The 20,693-nt window shown below is 61.5% G+C and carries 14 protein-coding genes; 6 read left to right on the top strand and 8 right to left on the bottom strand.

What is annotated here, in order from left to right; all coding sequences use genetic code 11:
* Positions 1-71: 71 nt before the first annotated feature.
* Positions 72-2,060: an alpha-1,4-glucan--maltose-1-phosphate maltosyltransferase gene (locus tag LUU92_RS13210; protein ID WP_257103767.1), complete on the bottom strand. Its 1,989-nt coding sequence runs from the start codon at positions 2,058-2,060 to the stop codon at positions 72-74.
* Positions 2,061-2,264: 204 nt separating this feature from the next.
* On the opposite strand from LUU92_RS13210, the gene LUU92_RS13205 reads away from it, so the two are divergent.
* Both LUU92_RS13205 and LUU92_RS13200 read left to right on the top strand, forming a co-directional pair.
* Positions 2,265-2,441 (top strand): hypothetical protein, encoded by a 177-nt coding sequence (locus tag LUU92_RS13205; protein WP_257103766.1) that lies wholly within the window; start codon positions 2,265-2,267, stop codon positions 2,439-2,441.
* Between the two features lie 206 nt (positions 2,442-2,647).
* Positions 2,648-4,117: a M10 family metallopeptidase C-terminal domain-containing protein gene (locus LUU92_RS13200; RefSeq protein ID WP_071490584.1), complete on the top strand. Its 1,470-nt coding sequence runs from the start codon at positions 2,648-2,650 to the stop codon at positions 4,115-4,117.
* Positions 4,118-4,138: 21 nt separating this feature from the next.
* Here LUU92_RS13200 and LUU92_RS13195 read toward each other — a convergent pair whose 3' ends face one another.
* Entirely contained in the window at positions 4,139-4,627 is a 489-nt protein-coding gene (locus tag LUU92_RS13195; protein WP_071490585.1) for an MgtC/SapB family protein, read from the bottom strand.
* Between the two features lie 121 nt (positions 4,628-4,748).
* Here LUU92_RS13195 and LUU92_RS13190 point away from each other — a divergent pair, with 121 nt between their 5' ends.
* The 4 genes from LUU92_RS13190 (at position 4,749) to LUU92_RS13175 (ending at position 8,535) form a co-directional block, all read left to right on the top strand.
* Positions 4,749-4,988: a DUF3203 family protein gene (locus LUU92_RS13190; protein WP_257103765.1), complete on the top strand. Its 240-nt coding sequence runs from the start codon at positions 4,749-4,751 to the stop codon at positions 4,986-4,988.
* A 183-nt stretch (positions 4,989-5,171) separates the two neighbouring features.
* Positions 5,172-6,581, top strand: a complete 1,410-nt coding sequence (gene ccoG / locus LUU92_RS13185) for a cytochrome c oxidase accessory protein CcoG (RefSeq protein ID WP_071490587.1) — start codon at positions 5,172-5,174, stop codon at positions 6,579-6,581.
* 31 nt (positions 6,582-6,612) lie between these two features.
* Positions 6,613-8,022 (top strand): GntR family transcriptional regulator MpaR, encoded by a 1,410-nt coding sequence (gene mapR, locus LUU92_RS13180; protein ID WP_071490588.1) that lies wholly within the window; start codon positions 6,613-6,615, stop codon positions 8,020-8,022.
* A 72-nt stretch (positions 8,023-8,094) separates the two neighbouring features.
* Positions 8,095-8,535, top strand: a complete 441-nt coding sequence (locus LUU92_RS13175; RefSeq protein WP_071490589.1) for a hypothetical protein — start codon at positions 8,095-8,097, stop codon at positions 8,533-8,535.
* A 5-nt stretch (positions 8,536-8,540) separates the two neighbouring features.
* Here the strand turns inward: LUU92_RS13175 and LUU92_RS13170 are convergent, their stop codons facing one another.
* The 6 genes from LUU92_RS13170 to LUU92_RS13145 form a co-directional block, all read right to left on the bottom strand.
* The gene (locus tag LUU92_RS13170; RefSeq protein ID WP_071490590.1) at positions 8,541-9,287 is read right to left on the bottom strand and encodes an SDR family oxidoreductase; all 747 of its coding nucleotides are present in this window, start codon (positions 9,285-9,287) and stop codon (positions 8,541-8,543) included.
* A 54-nt stretch (positions 9,288-9,341) separates the two neighbouring features.
* Positions 9,342-11,438 carry a putative bifunctional diguanylate cyclase/phosphodiesterase gene (locus tag LUU92_RS13165; protein WP_257103764.1) on the bottom strand — a complete coding sequence of 699 codons (2,097 nt, stop codon included), beginning with the start codon at positions 11,436-11,438 and terminating at the stop codon, positions 9,342-9,344.
* 228 nt (positions 11,439-11,666) lie between these two features.
* Positions 11,667-13,136: an efflux transporter outer membrane subunit gene (locus LUU92_RS13160; protein ID WP_222539862.1), complete on the bottom strand. Its 1,470-nt coding sequence runs from the start codon at positions 13,134-13,136 to the stop codon at positions 11,667-11,669.
* Complete coding sequence (locus LUU92_RS13155; RefSeq protein WP_071490593.1) at positions 13,133-16,240, bottom strand: efflux RND transporter permease subunit; 3,108 nt, start codon at positions 16,238-16,240, stop codon at positions 13,133-13,135. The genes LUU92_RS13160 and LUU92_RS13155 overlap by 4 nt, the downstream gene beginning before the upstream one ends.
* Positions 16,237-19,338 (bottom strand): MdtB/MuxB family multidrug efflux RND transporter permease subunit, encoded by a 3,102-nt coding sequence (locus LUU92_RS13150; RefSeq protein WP_071490594.1) that lies wholly within the window; start codon positions 19,336-19,338, stop codon positions 16,237-16,239. The genes LUU92_RS13155 and LUU92_RS13150 overlap by 4 nt, the downstream gene beginning before the upstream one ends.
* Positions 19,335-20,636 carry an MdtA/MuxA family multidrug efflux RND transporter periplasmic adaptor subunit gene (locus LUU92_RS13145; RefSeq protein WP_257103763.1) on the bottom strand — a complete coding sequence of 434 codons (1,302 nt, stop codon included), beginning with the start codon at positions 20,634-20,636 and terminating at the stop codon, positions 19,335-19,337. The genes LUU92_RS13150 and LUU92_RS13145 overlap by 4 nt, the downstream gene beginning before the upstream one ends.
* Positions 20,637-20,693: the final 57 nt, after the last annotated feature.

Below are 20,693 nucleotides of genomic sequence, written 5' to 3'. Positions count from 1 at the left end.
AGTTGATGAAGCGGTGGCTGACACACTGCTATCGGGGGCGAGCCCCCTCCCACATTTGTCTCGCGCAGGGTTTAAGAGGTGGTGATACGCCAGATCCCGAACGGCATCTGCGGCTCCAGCCTTGTCCACTGGTGCTTGCCATACCAGGTCCAGCGATGGCCGTTCATCAAGTCTTCGCCCTGGGTCTGGGCATCGTCCGGCAACCCCAACTCCCACAGCGGCAACTCGAAATTGGCTTCCTGGGCGTTGTAAGGGTCGAGGTTGACCGCCACCAGAATGAAGTTGCTGCCATCCTCGCTGCGCTTGCCGAAATACAGGATGTTGTCGTTCCAGGCGTTGTAGAGCTTCAGCCCCAAATGCGTTTGCAGTGCCGGGTTCTGCCGACGAATGCGGTTGAGCTGGGCGATCTCGGCGATGATGTTGCCGGGGGCGGTGAAATCCCGTGGGCGGATTTCGTATTTCTCCGAATCCAGGTATTCCTCTTTGCCGGGCACCGGGGCCGCTTCACACAACTCGAAACCCGAATACATGCCCCACAGGCCCGAGCCCATGGTTGCCAGCGCGGCGCGGATCAAAAAGCCCGGGCGTCCTGACTCATGCAGGAAGCCAGGGTTGATGTCCGGCGTATTGACGAAGAAATTCGGCCGGTAGCACTCACGCCATGGCGACTCATTCAACTGGACCAGGTACTCGCGCAACTCGGCCTTGGTATTGCGCCAGGTGAAGTAGGTGTAGCTCTGGGAGTAGCCGACCTTGCCCAGGCGCGCCATCATCGCCGGCGTGGTGAACGCCTCGGCGAGGAAGATCACCTCCGGGTACCTGGACCGTACGTCGCTGATCAACCATTGCCAGAACGGCAGCGGCTTGGTGTGGGGGTTGTCGACGCGAAAAGTCTTCACACCCTCTTCCACCCAGCCCACCACGATATCGCGCAGCTCGATCCACAGGCCTGGGATGGCATCCGCCGCATAGAAGTCGACGTTGACGATGTCCTGATACTTCTTCGGCGGGTTTTCCGCGTACTTGATCGTGCCGTCCGGGCGCCAGTTGAACCAGCCCGGATGCTCTTTGAGCCATGGGTGGTCCTGGGAACACTGGATGGCGAAGTCCAGGGCGATTTCCAGGCCATGCTCGGCGGCGGCCTGGACCAGGCGGCGGAAGTCGTCGCGGCTGCCCAGTTGCGGGTGGATGGCTTCATGGCCGCCCTCTTCGCTACCGATCGCATATGGGCTGCCCGGATCATCGGGGCCGGCGGTCAGCGAATTGTTCTTGCCTTTGCGGTGGCTGCGCCCGATGGGGTGGATAGGCGGGAAATACAGCACGTCGAAGCCCATGTCATGGATCATCGACAGGCGCGAATGCACGTCATTAAAGGTGCCGTGGCGTGCAGGATCGTCTGTGATCGAACGCGGGAACAGTTCGTACCAACTGGCGAACAGTGCAGCCTCACGCTCCACATCGATCGGGTACACCGTGCTGATGCTCAGGTAGGCACGGTGGTCTGCCTGGGTCATCAAATGTGCACTGTCTTCGTGCAGGAACTGCGCAACCTGCTCGGTTTCCAGCAGGCCGGAGAGTTCGTGGTGCAGCAGCATGAGGCGGTCGCGAAGTTCGTTGTCACTGCGTTCGGCGGCCTGCAGCACCAGGCTGCGGCCTTCCTGCAACTCCAGGCTGACCGGCACGCCGGCCTCATGCTTCTTGCGCAGCTCGTAACAGAAGCTGGCGAAGGTGTCGATCCAGGCTTCGATGCAGTATTCGTGGGGGCCTTGCTGGGTCACGGTAAACGCGCCTTCCCAGCCGTTGTTGCCCACGTCGGTCATGACCACGCTGTGCCAGCTTTCGTCCTGCAGCGGGCGCCAGCGGATCAGCACGGCGAGCTTGTCATGGCCGTCGGCAAACACCTTGCTGGTGACGTTGACCCGTTGGCCGACCACGGCCTTGACGGCAAATTCGCCGCCGTCGATCACGGGGGTGGTGCTTTCGATCGCGATCCGGGGCAGCAACAGCGCCTGGGACAGCGGCAATATGGAGGTGTCTGGAACCTGTGTTTCAGCAGTCATCGAGCATCTTCCCCTTACGCCCTGTGGACGCTCTTTGCTTGATCCGAAATTGCGATACGGCTGAGCTCTCCCTGAGCAGCGCCGTATAGGTCCGAGCCTGCACGCCGGTTAAAAGTTCAGGTGGATGTGCTGCCATTGGGCGGGGAATCAATTCGCCCTGGCAGCTGTCCACCGATAGAGCAAAGCACAAAGGAGGCCACACCGATGAATATCCCGATCCCGGCTGAAACCCCGGACCCGAATATCGACAACCCCACCCTGCCACCCACCGAACCGGAACCGATTCCGGAAAAGGAACCGCCGGAGCATCAGCCACCGCCCGTCGAGGAACCCCCCACGACAATGCCGCCGGTCATTGCCGGCGTTTTTTCAATCATTTGAGGATTGCTATATGACCGATACAGAAGCTAAGCCTATCTGATGGATTGGCTGCTTCTTTCTCGCTGCCTTTGGCGATTCTTCCCACTCTCAACCAAGATAATGCGCACCCCCTGTGATTTTTGACATGTTCAAACTCCCAAGCATCACGGCCGTAGGAATACGGGACCAATCCCTATCGTCGAGCAACATCTTCAGCAGGAGAAATCATGTCTATAAGCAACGCAGGCTCACAGGGCAGCTCGATCTACCAGAGGATTGAGCAATTCAAACACCGAGATGATCGTGGCGGGGATATTCAGCACAACGGCATGCAGTCCAAATCAACCGATGACGCGGTCAAACGGCTCTGGCGTAACAGCCCGGGTTGGTCAGACAAGAATGGTGACGGCCGCTATGACTTGACCTACGAATTTCGGGCCCCGCCGGAAAAGCAGGAAAACAAGAACACTCGACAATTCGGCAAGACCGGGTTTACACCTATCCTCGAGAATCAGCGAAACCAGACCCGGCGAAGCCTGCAATCCATTGAAGATGTTGCAAATGTCACGTTTACCGAGGGGTCCAAGACAGCTGACAGTGAAGGCCATATCAAGATCGGGAATTATGGTCAAATGATCGATACCAAAGGCCACCCTTACAAGGGCTTCCCCCACTCTTCATTGCCCACCAAAAACCAGGCGGACATTGAAGTATGGTTTGTAGACACCAAGACCGAAAAATCTGTGCCTCTAGCAGCGCCAGGTAACGCGGGTCGCCACACCATTACTCATGAAATCGGTCACGCCATGGGGCTTAGTCACCCTGGCGGTTACAATGGTGACGGCAAAAACAAGCTCGACAAATCAAATGTATCTCATCACGAAGACTCTCAGAGCCATTCCGGCATGAGTTACCGAGGTGAGCGCACCGGATATAGCAACCATGGGGGTTTCCGTTCGTCAGCCCCGCAACTTGACGATATTGCTGCCTACCAAGAGAAATACGGTCCCAATTTCGAAACCCGCAAGGGCGATACTACCTACGGTTTCAATTCGAACACAGATCGAGACTTCCTGACTGTCAAAACCCCTGAAGACAAAATCGTGGCGGCCATTTGGGACGGAGGGGGCAACGACACATTGGATTTTTCCAGCTACGAGCAAAATCAGCAAATAAGCTTGAGGGAACAGACCTTTTCTGATGTCGGCGGCCTCAAGGGCAATGTCGGTATAGCCAAGGGCGCGGTCATCGAAAACGCCAAAGGCGGCAAGGGCAATGATTTGATCGTGGGTAACGACGCCAATAACACCCTGGAAGGCGGTGACGGTGACGACGTTATTCATGGCGGCAGAGGCTGGGACAAGCTGTGGGGCGGGAAAGGCGCGGATACCTTTGTCTACGGCAGTCCGACTGATTCGAGCATGTTCAACGGCGTCGATACCATCACGGATTTCGAAAGCGGCAAGGACAAGATTGATGTGTCGGGTATACGCACAGTAACCGGCGGCAAGCCGATACGCTTGAACGAGTCCGTCCTCGAGCAGGGGATGGGACACGGGCTGATAGCTGGCGAAGGCGCCATTTACTATGACCCAAAAGAAAACGTCAGCACGCTGATGATAAATTACGGGGCAGGACACGCGACCTTTGAAGTGGAAGTACGAGGCCAACTACAACCAAGCGATGTGGTGCTATGAGGCTGGCCGCCCAGCATAGGCCTACTTCTCCAACATACGCACAAGCCTGGGCATCACGCTGAACACCGCCAAGGCCAGCAATGTACTGAGTACCGCTGTCGATTCCCGGCCCAACCCGGCCGAGACCCCAATCGCAGCGGTCATCCACAGGCCGGCGGCGGTGGTCAGGCCTTTGACATGCCCTTCTTCATCGTCCTTGCCTTTGATGATGGTGCCCGCGCCCAGGAAACCGATCCCGGCAATTACCCCCTGGACCACCCGGCTCATTGCATCCGCCTGATTGCCGGACATCTGCGGCACCATTACAAATAACGCGGCCCCCATTGCTACCAGCATGTGGGTGCGCACCCCGGCGGCCTTGCCCTTGCTCTCGCGTTCGAAACCGAGGATGCCACCCAGCACCGCGGCAATCAGCAGGCGCACGGTGATCTGGGTGAGTTGCCTGGCGTCGCCGATATCAGCGAATTCAGCCTGCAGGGTTTGCCACACTTCATGCCACCAGGCGTCCATGGATGCCGTCCTTTGTCGTTATGGGTAAAGGATGGACAGCGGCGACCGCCAGTCAGTTGCCTGGAACCCCTGCACATCGCAGGTCCCTAACTCTGCATAGCCTAAGAGAAAGGAGATCGGCATGCCCCTACGTATCGAAAACCATCTGTGTTACTTCACCCTCGACGACAACGGCCAGGAACAGAGCTTGCCTGCGACGCGGGTCACTGTCCTGACCGACACCGAAAAATCCATGTCCTACGTGGAATTGGCGGCCGAGCGGATCTATATCACTGAAGCCGAGGCCGACGCGCTGACCGTCGCAGGGGCCAAAGACGAGCGCCAGCATGTCAAAGCCGAGGAACCTGGTTCGCTGATTTGATTGATCTGTATCAATACACCCGTTATGGCGCTGCACCCTAGGCGATACGGGGTGCAGCGCATTGTCGCAGCACACCCCACGCAGCCCATCTGATCCGCTTTTTATCACGCTACCTGAGTCTGTTATGCAAACAGCCCCCCGCGCATAGTTCATCGGCCTGATGGAGGCTGATGAGCGAACGACATGAGCGAAAGAATCCCCACCGTGGACACCTTCGAGCCCATACACCCGAAGAAGGTGAAGGCCAAATCCAGCGACAATCTGATTCATACCCGCAGTTTTACCGGCCTGTTCCGCACCTTGCGCGTAGGCGGTGCAGGCTTTCTGTTCCTGGCGTTTTTCGGCACCGTGTGGCTGAACTGGGGTGGTCGGCAGGCCGTGTTGTGGGACTTGGCTGAAAGCAAATTCCACATCTTCGGGGCGACCTTCTGGCCCCAGGACTTCATCCTGCTGTCGGCCTTGCTGATCATCTGCGCCTTCGGCCTGTTTGCGATCACCGTGTTCGCTGGCCGTGTGTGGTGCGGCTACACCTGCCCGCAGAGTTCATTCACCTGGCTGTTCATGTGGTGTGAAAAGGTCACCGAAGGTGAACGCAACCAGCGCATCAAGCTGCACGCCGCGCCCTGGAGCCTGAACAAACTGGCGCGGCGCTCGGCCAAGCACGCCTTGTGGCTGGGCATCAGTGTGCTGACCGGGCTGACCTTTGTCGGCTATTTCACGCCAATCCGCCCGCTGGCCAGCGAACTGCTGACCTGGCAGATGGGCGGCGTCAGCCTGTTCTGGGTGCTGTTCTTTACCGGCGCCACTTACGTCAACGCCGGCTGGTTGCGCGAAGCGGTGTGCATGCACATGTGCCCCTATGCGCGGTTCCAGAGCGTGATGTTCGACAAGGACACCCTGACCATTTCCTACGACGTGGGTCGCGGCGAACACCGTGGCCCGCGCAAACGTGAAGTGAAACCCGCCGACGTCGGCCTGGGCGATTGCATCGACTGCCAACTGTGCGTGCAGGTTTGCCCTACCGGTATCGACATCCGCGATGGCTTGCAAATGGAGTGCATCGGTTGTGCAGCGTGCATCGACGCCTGCGATTCGATCATGGACAAGATGGGTTACGCGCGCGGCCTGGTGAGCTATACCAGCGAACATCAACTGCAAGGCGGCAAGACCCACCTGCTGCGCCCGCGCCTGATCGGCTACAGTACGGTGCTGCTGGTGATGATCGCAGCCCTGGTGGTGGCCTTGGTGGAACGGCCCATGGTGTCGCTGGACGTGACCAAGGACCGTGGCATGTTCCGCGAGAACGCCCAGGGCCAGATTGAAAACATCTACAGCCTCAAGGTGATCAACAAGACCCAGCAGCGCCAGGACTACCGCCTGGAACTGGTGGACGCCGAGGGCTTCCAGTTGCAGGGCAAGACCGAAATCAGCCTGGCACCGGGGGAAATCAGCGATGTGCCGGTGTCGGTGGCATTGCTGGCGGACAAACCGGCGAGCAGCTCGCAGACCTTGCGCTTCAAGGTCTCGGATGTGGATGAGCCGTGGATCCATAGCGCTGCCGACAGCCGCTTTGTGGCGCCGCTGAACCGCTGAAAGATACCTATAAAAAGCTAATTGGGCCCCCATGAAACGCTACGAAAAATTCGCCGACGATATTGCAGAACTGATCCGCTCCGGCGTGCTCGGCCCCGGCCAGCGGGTGCCTTCGGTGCGCTACGCCAGCCAGACGTACGGCGTCAGCCCGTCGACAGTGTTCCAGGCCTACTACCTGCTGGAACGCCGTGGCCTGATCCGGGCACGGCCGCGTTCCGGCTACTTCGTCAACACCCACGCACCCAGCCCGTTTTCCGAGCCGGTGGTGAGCGAGCAAGTGCATGAGTCCACCGAAGTGGATGTGAGCGAGCTGGTGTTCTCGGTGCTGGACTCGATCAAGGACCCCAACACCGTGCCCTTCGGCTCGGCGTTCCCCAGCCCGATGCTGTTCCCGTTGCCGCGCCTGGCCCGGTCCCTGGCCAGCGCCAGCCGGGAAATGGACCCGCGCCTGGTGGTCACCGACATGTCGCCGGGCAACCCGCAACTGCGTCGGCAAATCGCCCTGCGCTACATGGTCGGCGGCCTGATGCTGCCCATGGAAGAGCTGTTGATTACCAATGGAGCCCTGGAAGCCCTCAACCTGTGCCTGCAAGCCGTCACCGAACCGGGTGACCTGGTGGCTATCGAAGCGCCTGCATTCTATGCGTGCCTGCAGGTGCTGGAGCGCTTGAAACTCAAGGCGGTGGAGATCCCCGTGCACCCGCGCGACGGCATCGACCTCAACGCCCTGGCGCAATCCCTGCAGCGCTATCCGATCAAGGCCTGCTGGACCATGACCAGTTTCCAGAACCCCATGGGTGCGACTTTGCCCGAGTCGAAAAAGCAGGCACTGGTAGAACTGCTACGCGAGCATCAGGTGCCACTGATCGAAGACGATGTGTATGCCGAATTGTATTACGGCCAGCAGGCACCCAAGCCGGCCAAGGCCTTCGACACCGAAGGTTTGGTGATGCATTGCGGCTCCTTCGCCAAAAGCCTGGCCCCTGGCTATCGCGTGGGCTGGGTCGCGGCCGGGCGTTTCGCGCAGAAGGTCGAACGCTTGAAACTGATGACGTCGCTGTGCCCCTCAATGCCGGCCCAGGCCGCAATTGCCGATTACCTGCAGCACGGCGGCTACGACCGGCACCTGCGCAAACTGCGCTATGCCCTGGAGGAACAGCAAAGCGCCATGCTGGCCGCCATCGCGCGCTACTTTCCGGCACAGACGCGGGTCAGCCAACCGGCCGGCGGGTACTTCCTGTGGCTGGAACTGCCGGAGCAGACCGATTCGTTGAAGCTGTTCCAGATGGCCCTGGCGCAGGGCATCAGCATTGCGCCAGGGCCGATCTTCTCGGCGACCCAGCGCTTTCGCAATTGCATTCGCCTGAACTACGGCAGCCCGTGGACGGAGGCGTCGGAAAAGGCGATGGAGACACTGGGGCGGATTGTGCGGTCGTTTTAGTCATGAGCAAGTCATTGGAACCGAACCCGGCATGACACCACCCAGTGACGTCTTCCCGATACCGAGCTTCTCATGCCTATCAACAATCACCCTGCAAGGGCCATACACCTCCCGGAACAGAACTGGCTCAAAGCTCCCAGCCACCCTGAAGGTCGATCAGCCGGCGACCAACGCAGCGCCAAACAACTCATCAACGCCAATCCGGCGGTCAAACATCTGTTACGGCGCCGGGACAGCTACCCCACTACCGACCAGCTCAAACGTCAACTGGGTGACTGGACCCGCGCCAATCCCAGCGCCCGTTCGCGCGCCGATGCAGCCTACAATCTGGCTCGGGTGGTCAACTTCCTGGATAACGTGAATGACCGCACAGTGGGCAACAGCGAACCCCGCGATGGCAAAATCAACGGTTTTCACAATGCGGGCTATTCCACCCGCAAGAACTCGGAGGCACGCGTGCTGGTGGCCTTTGCGCAAAAGGGCTATGAGGTGCTAGGAAACCTGGGCGCGTGAATGCTTCAGCGGCCACCGCCCAAATCGAGGAACGTCCCGGTGGCATACGACGCCTTGTCCGACAGCAACCAGATAATCGCTTCCGCCACCTCGTCCGGGCGCCCGCCACGGGCCATGGGGATACCGGATTCGAGTTTGCTGACCCGATCAGGGTCGCCGCTAAGGGCATGGAAGTCGGTGTAGATGTAGCCAGGACGCACCGCGTTGACGCGAATGCCCTCACCCGCCACTTCCTTTGACAGACCAATGGTGAAGGAGTCGAGCGCGCCCTTTGACGCAGCGTAGTCGACATACTCGCCGGGCGACCCCAGGCGCGCCGCCACCGACGACACGTTGACAATGCTGCCGCCCTGCCCGCCATGCTTGGGCGACATGCGCAGCACCGCGTGCTTGGCACACAGGATCGGCCCCAGCACATTGGTCTTCATGACTTTCAGGATGCGGAACTCGGACATCTCATCCACACGGGATTTGTGCCCCACAGTGCCGGCATTGTTGACCAATGCAGTGACACGGCCCAGCTCGGTGTCGACGCGATGGAACAGCGCAATCACTTCATCTTCGATGCTCACATCGGCGCGCACGGTAATCGCCTGGGCGCCCAGGGCGCGGACTTGTTCGAGCACACGGTGGGCAGCCTCTTCGTCAGACTGATAGTTGATGCAAATGCGATAACCCTGGCGAGCGGCCAGCAACGCCGTCTCGGCGCCGATCCCACGGCTGCCCCCGGTGATGATGACGACTTTGTCCATGCGTGCGGTCTCCTGATTCAACCTGATGTTTAGGGCTGGATCCAAGAATACCCGTCACGCACGGCTTTTGTCAGGCGCCAAGGTGTCTTCGGCACGCTGGATGTCGACCATGAACCCTTCCGCCGGCAACGGATGGCCCAGCAGGTAACCTTGCAGGGAGTTACACCCCAGGCGCGTGAGAAAGTTCTGTTGCACATCGGTTTCCACCCCTTCGGCAACAATACGCAGGCCCAGGGCCTGGCCGAGGGCAACAATGGCCGAGACGATGGCGGCATCATCGCTGTCGTGCTCCAGGTCGCGTACAAACCCACGGTCGATCTTCAACTCGTTGGCCGGCAGGCGCTTGAGGTACATCAGGCTGGAATAACCGGTGCCGAAGTCGTCGATGGACAGATCGACGCCCATGTCCGACAACTGCTGCAACACCGTCATGCTCGCATCGGCGTCGCTCATGGCGGTGGTCTCGGTGATTTCCAGGGTCAGGCTGTTGGCCGGCAACCGATGACGTTCCAGGGCCTCGGCCACGCTCTTGACCAGCCCGGCGTGGCAGAACTGCAGCGCCGACAGGTTCACGGCGATACGCCAATCTTCATAGCCCTGGGCGTACCACAGGCTCATTTGGCGACACGCTTCATCGAGTACCCATTCGCCGATGGGGATGATCAACCCGGTCTTTTCCGCCAGTTCGATAAACGTCGCCGGCAACAACAGGCCCTGTTGTGGATGCTCCCAGCGCAACAGCGCTTCGGCCCCCACCGCAATGCCACTGGCCGCGTCGAACTTGGGCTGGTAGTACAAGCGAAATTGTTGCTGTTCCACCGCATTGCGCAGGTCCTGCAACAACTGCAATTGCTTGCGCGCGTTGGTGTTCATCGACGCATCAAAGAAGCTGTAGCCGTTCTTGCCCACGCCCTTGGCGTGGTACATCGCCGCGTCGGCGTTCATCAGCAGTTCCTGGGGGCTGTTGCCGTTGCCTGGGAACATGGCGATACCCACGCTGGCGGAGATCTTCAGCTCATGTTCGGCCACCTGGAAGGCGCGGTTGATCAGCAGCACCTGACGCTCGGCCAGGCCGAGGGCATCGTCCGGCTGGGTCAGTTGCACCAGCAATACGAACTCATCGCCGCCGATGCGCGCCAGGGTGTCGTGGCTGCGCAAGTCTTCGCGCAGGCGCTGGCCGACTTCGCGCAGCAACTGGTCGCCCAGATGGTGGCCAAAAGCATCGTTGACCGGCTTGAAGCCGTCCAGGTCGATAAACATCAGCGCAAAACAGCCGCCCTGCTCTTTCACCGCCTGCATGGCTTGCTGGATGCGGTCGGCAAGCAAGGTGCGGTTGGGCAGGCCGGTGAGCATGTCGTGCAGGGCCAGGTGGGTCAGTTCCTGGTTGGCCTGGCTCAGGGAGTCGGCGAGAACCGCTGTGCGCGCTTCCAGGCGTGCATCGAGCAACGACGTCAGCAAGGCGATGGCCAGCACCGCCAGGGTGGTAACCAGCACCAGGTTATCCAGGCCCTTGCCGCTCAAACCGTTCAGTGCCGCGCCGCAGAAGCTCTCATCGGCGAAGCGTGCGGCTGCCATGCCAGTGTAATGCATACCGACGATGGCAAACCCCATCACCACCGCCGCGCCACCCCGGGCCAGGCGCACATACGGCGTATCGCGGCGCAGATTATGGGCGATCCACAACGCTGCACCGGAGGCTACCACCGCGATCAATAACGAAGCGCCAAACAGCGTCGGGTCGTAGTCGATGCCCGGCATCATGCGCATCGCCGCCATGCCGGTGTAGTGCATGCAGGCAATGCCGGTGCCCATGATCAGCGCCCCCAATCCCAGCTGCCAGGCCGGCAGGCGCGGTTGGCTGACCAGCCATAAGGCAAAGCCGCTGGACAGCACCGCAATCAGCAAGGACAGCGCGGTAATCCCCAGGTCGAAGCCCAGGGCAAACGGTAAACGTAGCGCCAGCATGCCGATGAAGTGCATCGACCACACTCCCACTCCCATCGCCATGGATCCGCCAGTGATCCATAAGTAAACGGCGCGCCCCTTGGCGGTGGCGATGCGCCCGGAAAGGTCCAGTGCGGTATAGGAAGCGAGGATCGCGACGAACAGTGAGATCACGACCAGTGAGGGCGAATAACTACCGATGAGCATGGGACTTCTCGTGCGCAGCGAGCCCGAGAGGCCCGTGCGAAATGGCAAAGCGGGCGATTGTAGCGAGAATAATTCTCGGGCAGTTGATTAATTACCAGAGGGCCATCAGTGGCATTTTGACGCCAATCATATGACTTAAAAACGACTCAAATCCGAGGGTTTGTCGAGGCCAACTGTGCCAGCAGCCCGCTCACCACAACAAGCCCACCCATGGGATCGAGTTCATCTTCAATTTTTGTCGGCAATCGGCGTCTGCCCGTCCCAGCCACCGCCCAAGGCGGCGATCAGTTGTACACTGGCCACCAGGCGCGTCTGCAGCAAGGTCAATACCGTGCGCTCATTGCTCAAGGCCGTGGCTTGCACAGTGACCACATCCAGGTAGGCAATCAGCCCGGCCTTGTACTGGTTCTGGGTCAGGCGTAACGATTCACGGGCGGCTTCCAGTGCTTCATTGCTGACCACCGCCTCGTCCTCCAGCACCTTGAGCTGCACCATGTAGTTTTCCACTTCGCGGAAACCATCCAGCACGGTCTGGCGGTACTTGGCCACCGTCTCGTCATAGGAGGCTACGGTACGGTCGACTTCCGCCGAGCGCTGGCCACCATCGAACAGCGTCATGGCCAGCTTCGGCCCTACCGACCAGAAGCGGTTCGGCAGGCTGATCCAGTCGGCGTACGTGCTGCTGGAGTAACCACCGGCCAGGCTCAGGGTCAGGTCCGGGTAGTAGGCGGCCTTGGCCACGCCGATATTGGCGTTGGCGGCGATCACCGAGCGTTCGGCCGAGGCGATGTCCGGGCGACGCTCAAGCAGTTGCGACGGCAGGCTCACCGGGATCTGCGGCAGCGCCGGAATGTCCTTGCTCACCGCCAGGTTGAAGTTGGCCGGCGCCTCGCCAATCAGTACCGCAATCGCGTTTTCCAGCTGGGCGCGCTGCCAGATCAGGTCGATCAGGCTGGCCTGGGTGGTCTTGAGCTGGGTCTGCGCCTGGGCCACCGCGTCCTTGCCGGAAACACCGGCGCGGTACTGGTTTTCGGTCATTTGCAGTGAGCGCTGATAAGTCTCCAGGGTCGCTTGCAGCAGGCGCGTCTGTTCATCCATGACGCGCAGTTGCAGGTAGCTTTGCACCAGTTCCGACTGCTGGCTCAGGCGCATCGCCGCCAGGTCCGCCGAGCTGGCTTCGGCACTGGCCTCGTTGGCTTCCAGGCCCCGGCGCAGCTTGCCCCAGATGTCCGCTTCCCAGCTCACGCCCAACTGGGCATTGAGGGTGTCGCGGATACCGCTGCTGGAACTGCTCAGGCTGGCGCTGCTGCTGCCGGTGCCCTGGCTGGCGCGGGTTTTCCCGGCACTCAGGTCGACGGTGGGGTAAAACGCCCCACGGGAACTGCGCACCAGTGCCTGGGCCTGGCGAAAGCGCGCTTCGGCTTGGGCCACGGTCTGGTTGGAACTGTTCAGGCGCAGCACCAGCTCATTGAGCTGGCGGTCACCGTACAACTCCCACCAGGCGCCACGGGCCAGGGAATCACTGGGGGTGGCCTGGCGCCAACCCTTGGCTTCCTTGAATTGCGCCGGCTCGACCACTTCCGGGCGTTTGTAGTCGGGGCCGACGGCGCAGGCGCTGAGCAACACGCCGCAGAGCACCAGGCTCGCCACGCGGGAGCCCCGGAACAGGGCCAATCGGGCAAAGGTTGAATCGGTCATAGCGCAGTGTCCAGGGCAGCATCGGTCCGCACGCCGCGCCAGGCGTTGAAGCGGTGGCGCGCGCGGTCGAGATAAAGGTAAACCACCGGGGTGGTGTAAAGGGTCAGGACCTGGCTGAACACCAGGCCACCGATAATGGTCAGGCCCAGAGGACGGCGCATTTCCGCGCCATCGCCCGCCCCCAGCAGCAACGGCAAGGCGCCGAGGATGGCCGCCAGGGTGGTCATCAGGATCGGGCGCAAGCGCAGCAGGCAGGCACTGCGAATCGATTCGAGCGGCCCCATGCGGTCATTGCGTTCCAGCTGCAGCGCCAGGTCGATCATCAGGATCGCGTTTTTCTTCACCACCCCAATCAACAGGAACAGGCCCAGCAGGGAGATCAGGCTGAACTCGCCTCCCGTCAGGTAAATGGCGAGCATGGCGCCGACACCCGCCGAGGGCAAGGTCGAGAGAATGGTCAGCGGGTGAATGTAGCTTTCGTACAGAATGCCCAACACCAGGTACACCGCCACCAGCGCGCCGAGGATCATGAACGGCTGGCCCTTCTGCGTGGCCGCGAAGGCATCGGCGGTACCGGCCATCTTGGCAATCACGTCTTCCGGCAAGCCGACCTTGGCAATCGCCCGTTCGATGGCGGCCGTACCCTGCTCCACCGTCACGCCGGGCGCCATGTCGAAGGCGATGTCTTCCGAGGCGAACTGGCCTTCGTGGCTGACGCGGTCGTCGGCCAGGCTGTTCTCATAATGGGCGATGGTCGACAACGGCACCCGTGCGCCCGTGGACGTGATCACCTGCATCTGGTTGAGGGTGATCGGGTCCTGGGCATATTTCGGGTTGACCTCCATCACCACCTGATACTGGTTGAGGCTGTCGTAGATGGTCGAAATCTGCCGCTGGCTGTAGGCGTTGTTCAGTACGGCGGTGACCATGTTCATGTCGATCCCCAGGCGCTTGGCCTGGTCGCGGTCGACAATCAACGTGACCTGCGCCGCACCGCGACCTTCACGGGCGTCGATGGCGGTGAGTTCCGGCAACTCGCGCAACGCCGCGACCACTTTCGGGTACCACAGGCGCAACGCCGCCAGGTCGCCGCTTTGCAGGATGTAGGAATACTGCGCACTGGTCTGGTCGCGGCTACCGCCGAATTGCAGGTCCTGGTCGGCCATCAGGAACAGACGCCCGCCCGGCACCAGCGGCACATCCTTGCGCAGACGCTCGATCACCGCCTGGGCGGAGACCTTGCGTTCGCTGATGGGCTTGAGGCGGACCAGCATCACCGCGTTGTTGGTGCCGTTGTTGCCGCCGATGAAGCCGGCCACGCTGAGCACCGCCGGGTCCTTGAGCACCGCCTTGCGGAAGGTCTCCATTTTCGGCTGCATCACGCTGAAGGACAGGCCGTCGTCACCGCGCACAAAACCGATCAATTGGCCGGTGTCCTGCTGGGGCATGAAGGTTTTCGGCACCACCACGTACAGCGCCACGTTCATGCCGATGGTCAGCAACAGGCTGAGCAGGGTCAGGCGCCGATGGCGCAGCACCCAGTCCAGGCTGGTGGCGTAGCCGGCGACCATGCGGTCGTTGATCTTCTGGCTCCAGCGTTGCAAACCGGTCATCTGCGTTTTGACGTGGGGTTTCAGCCAGCGCGCGCAGAGCATCGGGGTCAGGGTCAGCGAGACAATCAACGACACAATGATCGCCGCCGACAGGGTGATGGAAAACTCGCGGAACAGGTTGGTGACAATCCCGCCCATGAACAGGATGGACAGGAACACCGCCACCAGCGACACGTTCATCGACAGCAAGGTAAAGCCGACTTCCTGTGCGCCCAGGTACGCCGCCTTCATCGGCGGCACGCCTTCGTCGATGTGCCGGGAGATGTTCTCCAGCACCACGATGGCATCGTCCACCACCAGGCCGGTGGCCAGGATCAACGCCATCAGCGAGAAGTTGTTCAACGAGAACCCGTACAGGTACATCACCGCAAAGGTGCCCACCAGCGACACCGGCACCGCCAGGGTCGGGATCAGCGAGGCGCGGAAATTCCCCAGGAACAGGTACACCACCAGGATCACCAGCCCCACGGCAATCAGCAAGGTCATCTCGGCTTCATGCAAGGTGGCGGTGATCACCGGCGAGCGGTCCATGGCCAGGCTCAGCTTGACGCTGGACGGCAGCACCGCCTGCAACGCCGGCAACTGCGCCTTGATCTGCCGCACCGTCTCGATGATGTTGGCACCGGACTGGCGGTTGATCACCAGCAGTACCGCCGAGTCGTTATTGAAGAAGCCGCTGTTATAGCGGTCTTCCACACCGTCGCTGATCTTGGCCACATCCCCAAGGCGCAGGGCAGCGCCGTTCTGGTAGCGAATCAGCAGCGGCTCGTAGTCCTTGGCCTTTTCCAACTGGTCGTTGGCCTGGATCTGCCAGTTACGCTCATTGTCTTCCAGCGAGCCCTTGGGCCGGCGCTGGTTGGCGTTGGCGATGGTGTTGCGCACATCATCGAGGGCCACGCCGTACTGGTCGAGAGCCTTGGGCTCCAGCTCGATGCGCACGGCCGGCAGGGAGCTGCCGCCGATCTGCACTTCGCCCACACCCGGAACCTGCGAGAGGCTCTGGGAAAGAATGGTCGAGGCCAGGTCGTACAACTGGCCCTTCTGCAACACGTCCGAGGTCAGCGACAGCACCATGATCGGCGCCTGGGACGGGTTGATCTTCTTGTAGGTGGGCATGCTGCGCATGCCGCTGGGCAGCAGGTTGCGCGAGGCGTTGATCGCCGCCTGCACTTCCCGCGCCGCACCGTTGATGTCGCGGTCGGAATCGAACGCGAGGATCACCCGGGTGGAGCCCTGGCTCGACGAACTGCTCATGGTGGTGATGCCGGCAATCGCGCCGAACGAACGCTCCAGCGGCGTGGCCACGGTAGACGCCATCACTTCGGGGCTGGCGCCGGGCAAGCTGGCCGATACCACGATCACCGGAAAATCGATCTGCGGCAGTGGCGATACCGGCAGCAGGTTGAAGCTGACACCGCCGAGCAACAGGATCGCCAGGCTCAGCAGCATGGTCGCGACCGGCCGGCGGATGAAAGGTCCGGACAGGTTCATGACTCAACCGGCTCCAGGCTTTGCGGCTCTTTGCGCCAGCGGCGGCCGAGGCGATCGAAGTACAGGTAGATCACCGGGGTGGTGAACAGCGTCAACACCTGGCTCACCAGCAGACCGCCGACCATCACCAGGCCCAGCGGTTGGCGCAATTCCGCGCCGGAACCGGTGGCCAGCATCAACGGCACCGCGCCGAACAACGCCGCCAGGGTGGTCATCAGGATCGGCCGGAAGCGCAGCAGCGCCGCCTGGTAAATGGCGGTCTGCGGATCGAGGCCCTGGTTGCGTTCAGCGTCGAGGGCGAAGTCGATCATCATGATCGCGTTCTTCTTGACGATACCGATCAACAGAATGATGCCGATGATCGCGATCATGCCCAGGTCATTGCCGCTGAGCAGCAAGGCCAGCAACGCCCCTACCGCCGCCGATGGCAAGGTCGAGAGAATGGTGATCGGGTGGATGTAACTCTCGTAGAGCACACCCAGCACGATGTACATGGTGACCACCGCCGCCAGGATCAGCAGCAAGGTGCTCGACAGCGACGCTTCGAACGCCTGGGCTGCGCCCTGGAACTGAGTCTGCACGCCCACCGGCATACCGATGTCTTTCTGGGTCTGGTTGATCAGCTCCACGCCTTTGCCCAGCGCGACGCCGGGGGCCAGGTTGAACGACATCATCACCGCCGGGAACTGGCCGATATGGGCAATCGCCAACTGCGCCTGACGCTGTTCCACATGGGCCAGGCTGGACAAGCGCACCTGGCCGCCATCGGTGGTTTTCACGTGGATCTGGTTCAGCGCGTCCGGCCCGAGGGTTTCGCCGGACTGGGCCTGCAACACCACGCGGTACTGGCTGGCCTGGGTGTAGATGGTGGAAATCTGCCGCTGGCCGAAGGCGTCGTACAGCGCATCGGTGATGGTCGATACGCTCACGCCCAGGCGCGAGGCCGCATCGCGGTCGATCACCAGGTACACCTGCAGGCCTTTGTCCTGCAGGTCGCTGGCCACATCAGTGAGTTCCGGCAACTGGCTGAGCGCATGCACCAGCTTGTCGCTCCACAGCGCCAGCAGCTCGGCGTCCGGCGAGGACATGCTGAACTGGTACTGGGTACGGCTCACACGGTCTTCGATGGTCAGGTCCTGCACCGGCTGCATGAACAGGCGGATGCCCACCAGCTTGTCGATCTCCGGCTGCAAACGGGTGATCACCTGGGCTGCGCTCAAGTCACGCTGGCCGTGGGCCTTGAGGTTGATCAACAGGCGCCCGCTGTTGAGGGTAGCGTTATCGCCGTCCACACCAATATACGACGACAGGCTTTCCACCGCCGGATCGGCCAGGATGATCTTGGCCAGCTCCTGCTGGCGCTGGCTCATGGCGGCAAAGGAAATCGACTGCGGTGCTTCGGAAATGCCCTGGATCACGCCGGTATCCTGCACCGGGAAGAACCCCTTGGGCACCACCAGATACAGGAATACAGTGAGTCCCAGTGTCGCGATGGCCACCAGCAGGGTCAGTGGTTGGTGCTTGAGCACCCACTGCAACATGCTCCCGTAACGCGCAATCAACCAATCGATCCAGGCACCGCTGGCCTTGTAGAAACGCCCCTGCTCTTCCTCCTTTGGCTCACGCTTGAGCAAGCGCGCGCACATCATCGGCGTGAGGGTCAGGGACACCACCAGGGAAATCAGGATCGCCACCGCCAGGGTAATGGCGAACTCACGGAACAGGCGCCCGACCACGTCGGCCATGAACAGCAGCGGGATCAACACCGCAATCAGCGACAGCGTCAGGGAAATCAGGGTGAAACCGATCTGCTTGGCGCCCTTGAGGGCGGCGGCCAATGGTGTTTCGCCTTCCTCGATATAGCGGGAAATGTTCTCCAGCATCACGATCGCGTCATCCACCACGAACCCGGTGGCGATGGTCAGCGCCATCAGCGTCAGGTTGTTGATGGAGAATCCGGCCAGGTACATCACGCCAAAGGTACCCACCAGCGACAGCGGCACGGCGATGGACGGGATGATCGTTGCACTGACCCGGCGCAGGAACAGGAACGTCACCATGACCACCAGGGCGATGGCGATGAGCAATTCGTGTTGCACATCCTTGACCGAGGCGCGGATGGTCTGGGTACGGTCGGTGAGCACCGTCACATCGAGGCCGGCCGGCAGGTTGTCGGTGATGCTGGGCAGCAATGCCTTGATGCGGTCCACCACCTCGATCACGTTGGCACCCGGCTGGCGCTGGATATTCAGCAGCACCGCCTGGTTTTCATTGGCCCAGGCGGCAAGGCGTTCGTTTTCAGCGCCGTCGACGATCTGCGCCACGTCCTTGAGGCGCAATGGCGCGCCGTTGTTGTAGGCCAGGATCAGTTCGGCATATTGCGCGGGCGAGACCAACTGGTCGTTGGCATCGAGCATCGACACACGGGTCGGCCCGTCGAAGTTGCCCTTGGGCTGGTTGACGTTGGACGCGGCGATCAGCGTGCGCACATCGGACAGGTTCAAGCCGTTGGCCGCCAGGGCCTCGGGGTTGACCTTGATGCGCACCGCCTGGCGCTGGCCGCCGGCGATGCTGACCATGCCGACGCCGCTGATCTGCGCGATTTTCTGCGCCATCCGCGTATCCACCAGATCATTGAGCTTGGGCAGCAGCATGGTCTTGGAGGTGATCGCCAGGGTCAGCACCGGGGTGTCCGCCGGGTTGACCTTGTTGTACACCGGCGGCGCCGGCAGGTCCTTGGGCAGCAGGTTGGTGGCCGCGTTGATCGCGGCCTGCACCTGCTGCTCGGCGACATCCATATTGATGTCGAGGTTGAAACGCAGGGTCAGCACCGACGCTCCGCCGGAACTGGTGGAGGCCATCTGTGTGAGGCCGGGCATTTGCCCGAACTGGCGCTCCAGCGGTGCGGTGACCGCACTGGTCATCACGTCCGGGCTGGCCCCGGGGTACAGGGTCATCACCCGGATCGTCGGGTAATCCACCTGGGGCAAGGCCGACACCGGCAACAAGCGGTACGCGATGATGCCGGCCAGGACAATGGCCAGCATGCTCAGCGTAGTGGCGACCGGGCGAAGGATAAACAGCCGCGACAGGTTCATGAACCGACCTTTTGCGCCTTGCCGGCGGTGGCACCGGTCTCCCCTTTAGCCGCAGGCTTGCCTTGCAAGTGTTCGGTCGGGGTGGTCGGCACTTCGCTGCTGTCGTTGACCACTTCGATCTCGCTGCCGTCCTTCAAGCGGTCGGTGCCTTCCAACACCACGCGGTCGCCAGCCTTGAGGCCCTCTTTGATCACCGTGTTGTCGCCATCGGAATCACCGACCACCAGGGGCTGCATCTTGACCTTCTTGTCACCGTCCAGCACGTAGGCGAAGGTTCCGGTGTTGCCAAACTGGATCGCCGCCGACGGCGCCAGCACCACGTTATGCAGGGTATCGGCCAGCAAGTGCACATTGACGAACTGGTTGGGGAACAGCGCCTGGTCCTTGTTATCGAAACGCGCCTTGAACTTCAGGGTGCCGGTGGTGACGTCTATCTGGTTGTCCAGGCTTTGCAGCACGCCGGTGGCCTGCTTCTTCACGTCGCCACGGTCCCAGGCCTCTACCGGCAGCTTGTTGCCGGCGTGGTAGCGGGTGAGCACGGTTTCCAGGGTGTTTTCCGGCAGGGTGAAGGCCACGCTGATCGGTTGTGTCTGGGTGATCACCGCGAGTGAGGTGGTGTCGTTGGCCGCCACCAGGTTGCCTACGTCGACCTGGCGCAGGCCCACGCGGCCGCTGATCGGTGCGCGGATCTTGGTGAATTCGAGGTTGAGCTTGGCGTCATCCACCGCGCCCTGGTTGGTCTTGACCGTGCCCTGGTATTGCAGGACCAGCGCTTCGGCGGTGTCCAGGGTCTGCTTGGCGATGCTGTCCTGGGCGTACAGGTCGCGGTAACGCTGCACATCGACCTGGGCGTTCTTCAACTGGGCCTGGTTCTGCATCAGCGTGCCCTGGGCCTGGAGCAAGGCGTTCTGGTAGCTGCGCGGGTCGATCTCGGCGAGCAGGTCGCCAGCCTTGACCATCTGGCCTTCCTCAAAGGCAATCTTCACCAGCTCGCCGCCTACCCGGCTGCGCACATTGATGGTGTTGAGCGCGGTCACCGTGCCCAGCGCCTTGTAGTACACCGGGAACTCCCCCAGCACGGCGGGCGCCACGCGCACCGGTATCGGGCCGGCGGAGCCGCCGAACCCCGGGCGCATCATCCCCGTCTTGCCGGCATGGCCCGCGGGCTTTTCGGCGCCATCCTTATGGCTGCCGGGCCAGAACTTCCAGCACAGGCCGGCGATAACCAGCAGCACAAGCAGGCCGAACAGCCAGCGGCGGGACTTACGAGGGGAGGATTGCATGGAGTGATCAACCATTGGGCGCGAGAGCTTCTTCTTTGGGAGGCTGAAAGATAAGCACTGGAGCGCATTTAG

This window comes from Pseudomonas extremorientalis, from assembly GCF_024584605.1.
In the GTDB taxonomy this organism is placed as follows: Bacteria; Pseudomonadota; Gammaproteobacteria; order Pseudomonadales; family Pseudomonadaceae; genus Aquipseudomonas; species Aquipseudomonas extremorientalis.
The sequence above is the reverse complement of the archived record's forward strand: the minus strand, read 5'-3'. Positions and strand labels throughout refer to the sequence as shown.

What these genes read in the sequence shown, in the direction of transcription:
- LUU92_RS13190 (WP_257103765.1), top strand. Translation starts at nt 4,749, where the DNA reads ATGCCCCTACGTATCGAAAACCATCTGTGTTACTTCACCCTCGACGAC.
- LUU92_RS13205 (WP_257103766.1), top strand. Translation starts at nt 2,265, where the DNA reads ATGAATATCCCGATCCCGGCTGAAACCCCGGACCCGAATATCGACAAC.
- LUU92_RS13170 (WP_071490590.1), bottom strand. Translation starts at nt 9,287, where the DNA reads ATGGACAAAGTCGTCATCATCACCGGGGGCAGCCGTGGGATCGGCGCC.
- LUU92_RS13155 (WP_071490593.1), bottom strand. Translation starts at nt 16,240, where the DNA reads ATGAACCTGTCCGGACCTTTCATCCGCCGGCCGGTCGCGACCATGCTG.
- LUU92_RS13195 (WP_071490585.1), bottom strand. Translation starts at nt 4,627, where the DNA reads ATGGACGCCTGGTGGCATGAAGTGTGGCAAACCCTGCAGGCTGAATTC.
- LUU92_RS13165 (WP_257103764.1), bottom strand. Translation starts at nt 11,438, where the DNA reads ATGCTCATCGGTAGTTATTCGCCCTCACTGGTCGTGATCTCACTGTTC.
- LUU92_RS13200 (WP_071490584.1), top strand. Translation starts at nt 2,648, where the DNA reads ATGTCTATAAGCAACGCAGGCTCACAGGGCAGCTCGATCTACCAGAGG.
- ccoG (WP_071490587.1), top strand. Translation starts at nt 5,172, where the DNA reads ATGAGCGAAAGAATCCCCACCGTGGACACCTTCGAGCCCATACACCCG.
- LUU92_RS13150 (WP_071490594.1), bottom strand. Translation starts at nt 19,338, where the DNA reads ATGAACCTGTCGCGGCTGTTTATCCTTCGCCCGGTCGCCACTACGCTG.
- LUU92_RS13175 (WP_071490589.1), top strand. Translation starts at nt 8,095, where the DNA reads ATGCCTATCAACAATCACCCTGCAAGGGCCATACACCTCCCGGAACAG.
- LUU92_RS13210 (WP_257103767.1), bottom strand. Translation starts at nt 2,060, where the DNA reads ATGACTGCTGAAACACAGGTTCCAGACACCTCCATATTGCCGCTGTCC.
- mapR (WP_071490588.1), top strand. Translation starts at nt 6,613, where the DNA reads ATGAAACGCTACGAAAAATTCGCCGACGATATTGCAGAACTGATCCGC.
- LUU92_RS13160 (WP_222539862.1), bottom strand. Translation starts at nt 13,136, where the DNA reads ATGACCGATTCAACCTTTGCCCGATTGGCCCTGTTCCGGGGCTCCCGC.
- LUU92_RS13145 (WP_257103763.1), bottom strand. Translation starts at nt 20,636, where the DNA reads ATGGTTGATCACTCCATGCAATCCTCCCCTCGTAAGTCCCGCCGCTGG.